An 11,993-nucleotide genomic window follows, 5' to 3' on the forward strand; every position below is an offset into this window, starting at 1 on the left:
CCGGCCATGGACGTTGCCTTCGACCCGTGGTCGCCCGAGTTCGTCGCCGATCCCTATCCCGCGTACGCCGAGCTGCGGGCCCGTGGCCGCGCGCACTGGTTCGCGCCGACCCGGCAGTGGCTGATCCCGCACCACGCGGACGTGTCGGCGCTGCTGCGGGACCGGCGGCTCGGCCGCACCTACACCCACCGCTTCACCCATGAGGAGTTCGGCCGCGAGGCGCCGCCGGCCGCGCACGAGCCCTTCCACACCCTCAACGACCAAGGGCTCCTCGACCTGGAGGGTGGGGACCACACGCGGATCCGGCGGCTCGTCTCGAAGGCGTTCACGCCGCGGACGGTGGAGAACCTGGCGCCGATGGTGGGGCGGCTCGCCGGGGATCTGGTCGGGGGCCTCGTCTCCCGGGGCGGCGGGGACCTGCTCGCCGAGGTGGCCGAGCCGCTGCCCGTCGCCGTGATCGCCGAGATGCTGGGGATCCCGGAGGAGGACGAGGAGCGGAACCGGCTCCGGCCCTGGTCGGCCGACATCTGCGGGATGTTCGAGCTGAACCCGTCCCCGGAGACGGCGCAGCGGGCGGTACGGGCGTCGATCGAGTTCTCGGACTATCTGCGGGAGCTGATCGCCCGGCGGCGGAAGACCCCGGGTGGCGATCTGATCTCCGCGCTCATCGGCGTGGAGGAGCTGACGGAACAGGAGATGATCTCCACCTGCGTCCTGCTCCTGAACGCCGGCCACGAGGCGACGGTGAACACCACGGTCAACGGCTGGTGGACGCTTCTCCGGCAGGACGCCCGTCCGGAACCCGGAAAGTTGTCCACAGCTGTGGAAGAACTTCTGCGGTACGACACCCCGCTCCAGATGTTCGAGCGCTGGGTCCTCGACGACATCGAGATCGGCGGCCAGGTGATCCCGCGCGGCTCGGAGGTCGCCCTCCTCTTCGGCTCGGCCAACCGCGACCCCGCCCGCTTCGGCCCGACGGCGGACGTCCTGGACCTCTCCCGCGCCGACAATCCGCACATCACCTTCGGCGCGGGCATCCACTACTGCCTGGGCGCCCCGCTGGCCCGGCTCGAACTGACGGCGATCTTCGGCGAGCTGCTGCGCCGGGCGCCGGGGCTGCGCCTCGCCGCGGAGCCGACGTGGAAGCCGGGTTTCGTGATCCGCGGCTTCGACGAGCTGCTCGTGGAGGTGTGACGGCCCGGGGGTACGGAGCCTCGGCGGATGCCGGGGCGGCGCGGCATCCGTCGAGCCACCCGGCCCGGACTCCCTAGCTCCTCGCGTCCTGCGGCTTCCTCGCCTCCTTCGGCAGCGTCAGGCCCCAAGCCCCCGGCAGGACCGTCCAGGTCCGGCGGCGCACGGGGCCCGCCACCACGGAGTCGGCCTGGTAGCGGAAGTCCGGGCCGGACACCGTGAGGACGTGCGCGGTGGTGTGGAACGACGGCGCGGACGGGAGAAGCACCGTGACGTCGGCCATCCCGCCCAGGGAGCGGACCGTCACCCCCTCCACCGGCGCGTTCACGTCGCTGAGCAGGACGCCGTCCGCCTCCACCCGGAGCCGGTACGTGCGGACCGCCGGATGGGCGGGAGAGGGCCGCACCAGGGTGCGGACCAGCGAGCGGCAGGTGCCCCAGACGGTCGGCGGGGCGAGGCCCAGGACGTCGCCCGGCACCGCCGGGACGCGCAGATCGCCCAGGACGACCCCGTCACTGTCGTCCACCAGGAGGTCCAGGCGGCGTACCGCCCCGTCCAGGACCGCGCGGGCCGCCGCCACCGCGCTCTGCGGCACGCCGAGGGCATGCGTCACTTCGAGGGAACCCGGAGCACCGATCGGAACGAACGAGAGCTCCCCGTGCGCGAGCTCACGCTCCCGGTGCAGCAGGGTCACCGTGCGTAGCAGGGTGCGGTCGTCGCCGACCACCACGGGGCGGCGCGACCCCCGCCGCGCCAGGGCCCGGGAGAACTCTTCCGGGCTGTTCGGGAGGCAGATCTTCGCTTCCGCTCCCGCACACAGGACATCTTTCGCGATCCGTACGGACTCGCCGTCACTTCGGCGGGCGACCGGGTCGATGACCACCAGCAGCTGGTCGTGAGCCGACACCTCGGTCCTTCCTCGGGTAGCATCTTTGTGCAAGAGCCCCTTGCGCTATTGCGCCAGGGGCTTCGTCTATTCCGGGGCACACCGGTGAGGCGGCGGACGCCCGCTGACCTTGACATGCCCCGCCCGGAAGGGGTGTACGCCTGTGCCCGCACTTGTGCTGCTCGGTGCTCAGTGGGGTGACGAGGGCAAGGGAAAGGCCACCGACCTCCTCGGTGGATCCGTTGACTATGTGGTGCGTTACCAGGGCGGCAACAATGCCGGCCACACCGTCGTCGTAGGCGACCAGAAGTACGCGCTGCATCTTCTCCCTTCCGGAATCCTCTCCCCGGGGTGCACCCCGGTGATCGGAAACGGTGTCGTCGTCGACCCGGCGGTCCTGCTCTCCGAGCTGAGCGGGCTGAACGAGCGTGGCGTCGATACGTCCAAGCTCCTCATCAGTGGTAACGCGCATCTCATCACGCCGTACAACGTCACCCTCGACAAGGTGACGGAACGGTTCCTCGGGAAGCGCAAGATCGGCACCACCGGCCGGGGCATCGGCCCGACCTACGCCGACAAGATCAACCGCGTCGGCATCCGGGTCCAGGACCTCTACGACGAGTCGATCCTCAACCAGAAGGTCGAGGCGGCGCTCGAGGGCAAGAACCAGCTCCTCGCCAAGCTCTACAACCGCCGCGCCATCGATGCCGCGCAGATCGTCGAGGAGATGCTCCAGTACGCGGAGCAGATCAGGCCCTTCGTCGCCGACACCACCCTGATCCTCAACCAGGCGCTGGACGACGACAAGGTCGTGCTCTTCGAGGGCGGCCAGGGCACCCTCCTGGACGTCGACCACGGCACGTACCCCTTCGTCACCTCCTCGAACCCGACCGCGGGCGGCGCCTGCACCGGTGCCGGCGTGGGCCCGACGAAGATCAGCCGGGTCATCGGCATCCTCAAGGCCTACACGACCCGTGTCGGCGCCGGCCCGTTCCCGACGGAGCTGTTCGACGAGGACGGCGAGGCGCTGCGCCGCATCGGCGGCGAGCGCGGTGTCACCACCGGCCGTGACCGTCGCTGCGGCTGGTTCGACGCGGTCATCGCCCGGTACGCCACCCGCGTCAACGGCCTGACCGACTTCTTCCTCACCAAGCTCGACGTGCTGACGGGCTGGGAGCAGATCCCGGTCTGCGTCGCGTACGAGATCGACGGCAAGCGCGTCGAGGAGCTGCCGTACTCGCAGACCGACTTCCACCACGCGAAGCCGGTCTACGAGATGCTGCCGGGCTGGTCCGAGGACATCAGCAAGGCCAAGACCTTCGCCGACCTGCCGAAGAACGCGCAGGCGTACGTGAAGGCCCTGGAGGAGATGTCGGGCGCCCCGATCTCCGCGATCGGCGTCGGCCCCGGCCGCACCGAGACGATCGAGATCAACTCGTTCCTGTAGGACACGCGGGAGCACCTGCGCGAGGGCCCGCACCCCGATCCCCGGGGTGCGGGCCCTCGCGCGTCCGTCAGCGCTTGCCGGGCCTCGCGCGTCCGTCAGCGCTCCCCGGGCCTCGCGCGTCCGTCAGCGCTCGTCCAGCCGGGTGTCCCGGCCCACCTTGTCCCATGCCTCCAGATCCCCCCGCACCCGGTCGAGGTGGCCCAGGATGGTGTCGATCGAGTCGTCGCCGAGGGCCAGCCGCAGCGGGGTGCGCTCCGCGTCGAGGGCCTTGAGGACCGCCGCCGCGGCCTTCGCCGGGTCACCGGCCTGCGTACCGCCGCCGGTCTCCACGTACCGCCGGGTCGCCCCCACCGTCTCCGCGTAGTCGGGGATGTCGTCCCCGCTGAGGGTGTGGCTGCCGAACAGGGCCGTGCGGAAGGCGCCCGGCTCCACGATCAGGACGTCGATGCCCAGCGGGCGCACCTCGTCGGCCAGCGCCTCGGACATCCCCTCCAGGGCGAACTTGGTCGCGCTGTAGGCACCGAAGCCGGCCATCGACATCTGGCCGCCGACGCTGCTGAGCTGCACGATCGCGCCCGAGCGGCGCGCCCGCATGGAGGGCAGCACCGCGCGGGTCAGCGCCGCCGGGCCGAAGACGTGCAGGTCGAAGAGGGAGCGCAGCTCGGCGTCGCCGGTCTCCTCGACCGACCCCACGTGCGTGCGTCCCGCGTTGTTCACGAGCACGTCGACGCGCCCGTGCCGCTCGACGACGTCGCGGACGACCGTCTCGATCGCGGCGGTGTCCGTGACGTCCAGGGTGACCGCGTCGACCTGGTCGGGGTGGGCGGCGACCAGGTCGTCCAGCGTGCCGACGCGACGGGCCGCGGCGACCACGACGTCGCCGGCGGCGACCGCGGCCTCGGCGAAGGCGCGCCCGAAGCCGCTGTTGGCGCCGGTGATCAGCCAGACCTTGCTCATGTCCGTACTCCCTCGTCCGTGTCCTCGCCGGATGCCCGGTCGCCAACAAGCCTGCGCCCAGAGGCTGTTGCCCGTCCAAGATCCGTCGTGATAACCCATGGGCATGACCACGGACGTGCACGGGCGGGAGCTGCGGTACTTCGTCGCGGTCGCCGAGGAGCTCCACTTCACCCGGGCCGCCGAACGGCTCTTCGTCTCGCAGCCCGCGCTGAGCAAACAGATACGGGCCCTGGAACGACAGCTCGGCGCCCCCCTCTTCGACCGGAGCCGGCAGGGGGTGCGGCTCACGTCCGTCGGCGCGGCCCTGCTCCCGCACGCCCGCGCGGTGCTCGCCTCCTGGGACGAGGCGTGGGCGGCGACCCGGCGCGCCAAGGAGGCCGCGGACGCCACGCTCGTCGTGGGGATGAGCACCAGCCCCGGCCGGGGCGGCCTGCTGCCCGCCATCCGCTCCCGCTTCACCGCGACGCACCCACGGGCGCGGCTGAGGCTCCGGCAGGTCGGCTGGGACGACCCGACGGCCGGCCTCGCCGACGGCACGAGCGACGTGGCCTTCGTCTGGCTGCCGCTCGCCGCGCCGGAGCGCTTCCGCTGGGTCGTGGTGGCCTCCGAGCCGCGACTGGTGGCCCTTCCCGAGACGCATCCGCTCGCCGGCCGCGAGAGCGTCGACTTCACCGAGCTGCTCGACGAGCCCTTCCTCGCCCTGCCCGCGCACGCTCCCGAACTGCGCGCCCACTGGCTCGCCCTGGACGCCCGCGAGGGACGCCCGCCGGTCGTCGGCGGTGAGATCGCCAGTACGGACGAGACCTACGAGGCCCTCGTCGACGGTCTCGGCATCTGCCTGGTGGCCGCCGGCAACGCGCCCCTGCTCACCCGCGGCGGTGTCGTCACCCTTCCCGTCCACGGCGTGGCCCCGAGCCGCTTCGCCCTCGCCTGGCGTGCCGACGACCCCCGGACCCTCGTCCGCGACTACGCCCGCGCGGCGGCCGCGGGCGTCAACATGCCCGCAGGTCAGTGGCCTTGAGACGGAAATCCACCTTGTGCGGAGATCACGTCGGGTACTTAATGGGGGCTTCACCGACGACCCGACCCGACGAGAACGGGTCCACCCTCAGGGGGAACCATGGACACCACCGGGGCACCGCCGCCGAAGCCTCCGTCTCCGCCTCCGCCTCCGCCCCAGCAGGCGCCGCAGCACCCGCCCTTCCCGGCGGCGATGCCGGGGAACGGCATCGATCTGAGCATCAGCAAGCGGCTCTTATGGGTGGGCGGCGCGGCCTATCCGCTCCAGAACATCGCCCGCGTCTACACCTTCACCCTGCACCCCCGCCGCAAGGAGGCCGTCCTGCGCTTCCTGAAGCGGGTGGCGCTCACGCTCTCGGTGGCGGCCGTGCTCACCCTGCTCGGCGGGCTGGCGACCATGGGCAGCGAGGGGGCCGAGACGGTCCTCACCTGGGTCTGGCTCCTCGCCTTCGGCGTCCTGGTCTACGCCCTGGTGGACATGATCACCGTGCTGTCCGCCCAGTCCCACTTCGTCCTGGCCGTGGAGACGTCCGGGCCGTCGACCGCGCTGGTCACGGCGCAGAACCCCGACCAGCTGCGACAGCTCGTCCACTCCATCGCGCACGCCATCGAGAACCCGGAGACGGAGTTCCAGGTGAGGGTGGAGACGCTGACGATCAGCCCCAGCAACTACTACTTCGGCGACAACGTCAACATGTACGGCGGAACGGGCAACGTGGGGATGGCCGGCGCATGAGCGAGAACAACTACTACTACGGCAACACCGTCAACATGCACGGCGGGACGAACAACACCGGCATGGTCAACCACCAGTCGGGCACGGTCGGCGCGCAGGCCTCCTCACCCGCCCTCGAGGCGGCCGTGGCGGAGCTGCTCCAGCTCGTCCGGGAGCTGCGCGGCAACGTACCGTCCGCGACGGCGCAGTCCATCGACGAGGCGCTCCCCGCTCTCGCCGCTCCCGCGTCCGACACACCGCCGGAGGACCGGCGTCGCGCCCTCATGACCGTCGCGGGCATCGCGGCGACGGCCGGGGCCATCGGCCAGCCCGTCCTGGACTCCGTCCGGGCCGTCCTGGAACTCATCGGAGCCTGAGCACCGCCGGCCGCGGCTGTCCCGGCCGTTCCCGTGGCAGCCCTCAGCGGCGGTAGTACTCGTTCGGCTCCCCGTCGAGCATGGGGTACACGAGCAGCCGGTCGCGGCCCTTGAAGCGGTCCATGGCCACATAGCCGGCCGTGCCGCTGTGCTCGCAGTCACGGTCCGAGGAGTCCGGGTCGGGGGTGTGCGGGCCGATGATCAGGGGTGTGCCGGCGCCGGCCAGGAGCGCCGTGGAGGAGCAGTTGACCGCATCCGGTGTCGGATTGCCCTCGTCGTCCAGGCGGGGGAATCCGCGCTGGAAGCGGAAGAGCGGCGCCCCCACGGGGCCCTGGGTGATGGTCAGCTCGTCGGAGTAGCGGTCGGCGTTCGGGCCGAAGACGAGCGGGTCCGGTTCGGTCCTCCAGGCCCCCACGAACCGCGCGGGGACGATGTCCGTGCCGGTCCCCGCCTTGCGGAAGGCGGCCTTCGCGGTGCCCGAGGTCCACTCCAGGACGTCGGGCGAGCGCAGGCTGAGGGTCTGGTGGGCGGCGGCGGTGCAGCGCTGGGCGGGAACGCTGGTGGTCACGTCGGACGCGCCCAGAACGACCTTGTCCTCGTCGGCGGAGACGAGCCGCGAGCGCCCCATGCACAGCCGCTCGTCGGTGACCTGGACGTACACGACGCTCTTCGCCCCCGCCGCGCCCTGGGTGATCTCGATCCGGGAGGTCTCCCTGGGGTGGTCGGCGGAGCCGCGCATCACGCCCTCCCACGCACCGAGGAACGCGGCCGGGACGATGCCGGCCGGGCGGGCCGCCACGCTGCCCGTCTCGCCGCGTGCCCGGTTCTTCCGCTCGTCCGGCCCGGTGGAGGGATCCGGCCAGAAGACGTACGTGAGGCCGGCCGCCACGGCGACGGCGAGCGCGGTGGCGGCCGCGACCACGGCCGTGCGGCGGCGGCGGCGCGGCGGCCCGGGAACGGGCAGGGGGGTCGGCTCGTCACCGGAACCCCTGCCGGAGGGGACAGGGCGGGTCGAGCCGTCGTCAGTGAGCGCTCCGCCCGCGACCGGGGCGCCGTCGGTCCGCGCCTGCGCGGTCGCCCGCGCGCTCGTCTCCGTAGGGGTCTCCGCGGCCGTCTCCGCCTCCAGGAGCCGGGCCGCGTGCCGGCCGAGGCGGGCCAGCAGATCGGCGGGGAGCCAGGGGTCGGCGACCGTGATCGTCCCGGCCAGTTCGGACGCCTCGGGGCGGCCGGAGGGGTCCTTGGCGAGGCACGCCCGTACCAGCCCGGCCAGTTCGGGCGGCAGCCCCGTCAGGTCGGGTTCGTCGTGGGCGATGCGGAACATGGTGGCGTGGACGCCGCTGTCCGCCGTACCGAAGGGCGAGCGGCCCGTGGCCGCGTAGGCGAGGACCGAGCCGAGGGAGAAGATGTCCGAGGCCGGCGTCAGCTTCTCGCCCCGCACCTGCTCGGGCGACATGAAGCCGGGGGATCCGACCACCGCTCCGGTGCTGGTCAGCCCCCCGTCGGTGACGGTGTCGACGGCGCGGGCGATGCCGAAGTCGATGAGCTGCGGGCCGTCGACGGTCAGCAGGACGTTGGAGGGCTTGAGGTCGCGGTGGACGAGCCCGGCCGCGTGGACATGGGTGAGCGCCCGGGCGAGCCCGGCCGCCAGCGCCCGTACGCTCGACGCAGGGAGCGGCCCGGGCTCCTCGCCCACGACCTCCCGCAGCGAGGGCCCCGGCACATAGCCGATGGCGACCCACGGCGGCTCGGCCGCCGTGTCCGAACCGAGCACCGGGGTCGTCCCCGTGCCTCCGACCCGCTCCAGGGCGGCGACCTCACGGGCGAACCGGCGCCGGAACTCCTCCTGCGCGGCCAGCTCCGCGTGCACGACCTTCACCGCGACCGTCCGGCCGCCGGCCGAACGGGCCAGGAACACCCGTCCCATCCCGCCGACCCCCAGGCGGCCGAGCAGACGGAACGGGCCGATGCCGACCGGGTCTTCCGGGTTCAATGGCTCCACGTCGAAAGAGGATGCCAGACGGCACCCGCCGGTTCTCGTGGCCCGCTCAGCCTTCACCGCAGATCCGCAGGCCCTGGGGCGTCGCACACGGCAGGTGGCCCTGGGCGCGGATGATGTCCTGCCCTCCGCCGCGGCTCAGATAGGTGAGGAAGCTCGCGGTCAGCGAGCCGGCCGCCGGCTGCCCCCAGGTGTACGCGTACTCGATCTCCCGGTACGGGTACGTCGACTCGCCGATCTCGTCCACGGAGGGGAGGCGGCCGTCGATGGCGATCCGGTGCAGGCCCTTCCGCCCGCCGGCGGCGCGCAGCTCCGCGTAGCCGATGGCGCCGGGCAGCCGGGCGACGGTCGCGAGCACCTGTTCCGTACTGTCGAGTTCGCAGCGCAGGACCCGCGCCTCCAGGTCGTCCCGGGTCTCGCAGTCGCGCGAGGAGTTCGCCGGCTCGTTGCGGCCGAGCACCCGGCGCTGGAAGACCTCGCGGGTGCCGGAGTTGGCGTCCCTGCTGACGAGCAGGACCCGCCGGCTCGGGCCTCCGTCCAGCACGCTCCAGTCGGTGATCTCGCCCCGGTACAGGCGGCGGACGTCCTCGGTCGACAGGTCGCCGACCGCCGTCCCGTCGTGGAGGACGAGGGTGAAGAGGGAGACGGCGACCCTGTTCTCCCGCAGCTGTGGATAGCCGCCCGGCTTCGGTCCGTCGGAGAGCGCGATGACGGCCGGGGAGCCCTTCCCGCCCGCGGCCCCGGCCGCCGCCAGCTCCCGGATGCCCGCCGTCGACCCGTGGGCGTCGACCAGGACGGTGGAGCCCTCGCAGTCCTCCTCGTACGTCTTCGCCGCCTGCCGCACCACCGGCGCGAAGGCCGTCGAGCCGGTGACGGTGAGCGTGCCCCGGGCGCAGCCGATGGGCGGCGGTGTCTCGTTGCGCACGATGATCGTGGCGAGGGTGACCACACAGGCGGCGAGGACGAGGGCGATGTTGCGGGCCGCCGGGCTGAACGTCGGCGTCCGGTCGTCGACGCTCCTGCTGTGGTTGCGGTGGACGTCCGTCTCCCGGAGCGTGCCGGTGAGCTCGATCTCGTCGAGGTCCACCCGGCCGGACAGCAGGACGAGCAGCTTGAAGTACTGCTTGCGGCCGAGCGCCACCTTGGGCATCAGGACCGCGTTGCCCTCCTTGCGCAGCCGGGGCTCCGCCTCCAGGTGGCGTCTGATCCGTTCGAAGGGCTGGGGGACGGTGGCGACGACGGCCTGCACGGTCTTGTCGTCGAAGGTGACCCTCAGCCCTTCGAAGCCGTCGGACCGCTCGTAGTCCGCGTGGTGGATGTCCTTCAGGCCGTCGTTCTCGATCCGCAGCAGGACGAGCGTCGAGCCGTCCGTGCCGCCGACCTCGCCGACCCGCACGGTCATGTCCCCGACGGTCTGGTCGCCGTCGCGCAGGGGGGTGTTGAGCTGGACGCGGTAGCCGAGCCGCCGGCCCCGCTGCATGAAGCGCTCGTAGGTGACGACACCGGCCGAGACGAGGACACCGATGAGCGCGGTGACCACGGCGATGACGTTCTCTGCGGTAATCCACTCCATGGCCGGGACGGTACGGACGTCTGTGCGAGCGCGGGGGCGGTGTCGCCTGCCGCCACCTGGAGTTCTCCCTTCCTTCAGGTGGCGGCGCTGCTGTTGCTGGGGACCGGGGGCGTGGGTGTAATGGCCACGAGGGGGCCCCGTCGGAGAGGAACCCCATGCGTGTCGTCGAAGTGACCGCCTACGGCGGTCCCGAGGTGCTGAGAATGGCCCGCCGGCCCGAGCCGGAGACCGCCGACGCCCCCGGGCGGGTACGGGTCCGGGTGAAGGCCGCCGGGGTGAACCAGACGGATCTGAAGATCCGCTCCGGCCGGTTCGCCGCGGGTCTGGGCGACCTCGCGCCGCCGTTCGTCCTGGGCTCCGACTTCGCGGGCACCCTCATGGACCCGGCCCCGGGCATGCCCGCCGGCACGCGCGTGGCCGGGTTCGTGCCCTGGGCGGAGGAGCGCACCGGCGCCGGCACCTACGCGGAGATCATCCAGGTCGAGCCGGCCTGGCTGGCCCCGGTGCCCGACGAGGTCGACTTCACCACCGCGGCCTCGGTGCCGCTCTCCTCGCTGACCGCCCAGCAGGCCGTCGATCTGCTCCGCCTCCCGGCGAACTCCGTGGTGCTGGTCACGGGCGCGGGCGGGGTGGTGGGCAGGTTCGCGGTGCAGCACGCGGCCGCCGCCGGTCATCGGGTGCTCGCCGTCGCGAACGAGGGGGACGAGGCCGAGCTGCGGGTCCTCGGCGCCGAGCACACCGTGCGCCGCGGGGCGCCCGAAGACGTGATCACCCAGCTCCTGGCGGCCGCCCCGGAGCGCGTGGACGGCGTCTTCGACGCCGCGCTGATCGGCGACCCCCTGCTGCCGGTGCTGAAGGACGACGGCGTCTTCGTCTCGGCCTCGGCCGAGCGGATGCCGACCCCCGAACGGGGCATCTCGGTGACGGCGGTGCGCGGCACGCCGGACGCGGCCCGGCTGAAGGAGACGCTGGAGCTGGTGGCCTCGCGCGACCTGGTCACACGGGTGGCCGACGTGATGCCCCTGGAACTCGCGGCCGAGGCACACCGCCGCGTGGAGGCGGGCCACCGCCCGGGTCGCCTGGTGCTCCTGGTGTGAGAACCCGGTCTGGGGCGCCCGGTGCCCCTGGTCCGGGAACCCCGCCCGGGGACGCCTCCGGGCCAAGGACCGTGGGCGCCGGCCCGGGTGGCGGATCTGCCGCCCGGGCCGGCGCCATGCGACCGTGCGTGATCGTTCGGGGCCCTCACGCCGACGGGTAACCTGCGGCCATGAACCCCGACGCCGCGGACGGCGCCTCCGAGGCGGACGAGCGGCGGACCCCCGCCCGCCTCCGCGCGCTGCCCAGCCGCCTCCTCGCCCTGACCGCCGCGCGGGCGGACCGGCTGGTGAGCGCGGGCCTGGCCGAGGAGGGCGCCCGTAAGTGGCACTACGCGGTGCTGGTCTCCCTCGACGAGTTCGGGGCGACCAGTCAGGCCGGACTGAGCCGCCGCACCGGCATCTACCGCAGCGATCTCGTCGCCGTCATCAACGAGCTGGCCGGGCAGGGCCATGTCGAGCGCACCCCCGACCCCGGGGACCGCCGCCGTAATGTCGTCACCCTGACCCCGGGCGGCCGGGCGCACCTCCAGCGCCTCGACGGAATCCTCGACGGCGTCCAGAACGAGCTGATGGGAGCCCTGTCGGCGTCCGAACAGGCGCTGCTGACAGGCATGTTGGAGCGGCTGCTGACGCACTGACGGGCGGCGGGGAAGTGTCACGAATTTTGGTCTAGACCTTGACAGGTCCAGACCAAAGCCGCTTCGCTTGGCCTTCCCCCACGGAAGGACGAGCGC

The 11,993-nt window shown here is 72.7% G+C and carries 11 protein-coding genes; 7 read left to right on the plus strand and 4 right to left on the minus strand.

All coding sequences use genetic code 11. From position 1 onward, the window contains the following. Positions 1–6 precede the first annotated feature (6 nt). Positions 7–1,194 carry a cytochrome P450 gene (locus ACZ68P_RS09630; RefSeq protein WP_471004567.1) on the plus strand — a complete coding sequence of 396 codons (1,188 nt, stop codon included), beginning with the start codon at positions 7–9 and terminating at the stop codon, positions 1,192–1,194. A 73-nt stretch (positions 1,195–1,267) separates the two neighbouring features. Here the strand turns inward: ACZ68P_RS09630 and ACZ68P_RS09635 are convergent, their stop codons facing one another. After that, the gene (locus tag ACZ68P_RS09635; RefSeq protein WP_471004569.1) at positions 1,268–2,098 is read right to left on the minus strand and encodes a diacylglycerol kinase family protein; all 831 of its coding nucleotides are present in this window, start codon (positions 2,096–2,098) and stop codon (positions 1,268–1,270) included. A gap of 142 nt (positions 2,099–2,240) precedes the next feature. Here ACZ68P_RS09635 and ACZ68P_RS09640 point away from each other — a divergent pair, with 142 nt between their 5' ends. Beyond that, positions 2,241–3,524, plus strand: a complete 1,284-nt coding sequence (locus tag ACZ68P_RS09640; protein ID WP_471004571.1) for an adenylosuccinate synthase — start codon at positions 2,241–2,243, stop codon at positions 3,522–3,524. Positions 3,525–3,647: 123 nt separating this feature from the next. On the opposite strand, the gene ACZ68P_RS09645 is transcribed toward ACZ68P_RS09640, so the two are convergent. Next, positions 3,648–4,481, minus strand: coding sequence for an oxidoreductase (locus ACZ68P_RS09645; RefSeq protein WP_471004573.1), 834 nt, complete (start codon positions 4,479–4,481; stop codon positions 3,648–3,650). Positions 4,482–4,584: 103 nt separating this feature from the next. Between ACZ68P_RS09645 and ACZ68P_RS09650 the strand changes: the two genes are divergently transcribed. The 3 genes from ACZ68P_RS09650 (at position 4,585) to ACZ68P_RS09660 (ending at position 6,593) form a co-directional block, all read left to right on the plus strand. Beyond that, entirely contained in the window at positions 4,585–5,502 is a 918-nt protein-coding gene (locus tag ACZ68P_RS09650; protein WP_471004575.1) for a LysR family transcriptional regulator, read from the plus strand. Between the two features lie 192 nt (positions 5,503–5,694). Then, entirely contained in the window at positions 5,695–6,237 is a 543-nt protein-coding gene (locus tag ACZ68P_RS09655) for a DUF6232 family protein (RefSeq protein ID WP_471004917.1), read from the plus strand. Next, positions 6,234–6,593, plus strand: coding sequence for a hypothetical protein (locus ACZ68P_RS09660; protein ID WP_471004577.1), 360 nt, complete (start codon positions 6,234–6,236; stop codon positions 6,591–6,593). Before ACZ68P_RS09655 ends, ACZ68P_RS09660 begins: the two co-directional genes overlap by 4 nt. A gap of 43 nt (positions 6,594–6,636) precedes the next feature. Here ACZ68P_RS09660 and ACZ68P_RS09665 read toward each other — a convergent pair whose 3' ends face one another. Both ACZ68P_RS09665 and ACZ68P_RS09670 read right to left on the minus strand, forming a co-directional pair. After that, positions 6,637–8,592 carry a serine/threonine-protein kinase gene (locus tag ACZ68P_RS09665; RefSeq protein ID WP_471004579.1) on the minus strand — a complete coding sequence of 652 codons (1,956 nt, stop codon included), beginning with the start codon at positions 8,590–8,592 and terminating at the stop codon, positions 6,637–6,639. Between the two features lie 46 nt (positions 8,593–8,638). Further along, positions 8,639–10,162, minus strand: coding sequence for a PstS family phosphate ABC transporter substrate-binding protein (locus ACZ68P_RS09670; RefSeq protein ID WP_471004581.1), 1,524 nt, complete (start codon positions 10,160–10,162; stop codon positions 8,639–8,641). Positions 10,163–10,317: 155 nt separating this feature from the next. On the opposite strand from ACZ68P_RS09670, the gene ACZ68P_RS09675 reads away from it, so the two are divergent. Further along, the gene (locus tag ACZ68P_RS09675) at positions 10,318–11,259 is read left to right on the plus strand and encodes an NADP-dependent oxidoreductase (RefSeq protein ID WP_471004583.1); all 942 of its coding nucleotides are present in this window, start codon (positions 10,318–10,320) and stop codon (positions 11,257–11,259) included. Between the two features lie 170 nt (positions 11,260–11,429). Further along, complete coding sequence (locus ACZ68P_RS09680) at positions 11,430–11,897, plus strand: MarR family winged helix-turn-helix transcriptional regulator (protein WP_471004585.1); 468 nt, start codon at positions 11,430–11,432, stop codon at positions 11,895–11,897. The last annotated feature ends 96 nt before the right edge of the window (positions 11,898–11,993 follow it).

The organism is Streptomyces sp. NPDC036822, from assembly GCF_055609145.1.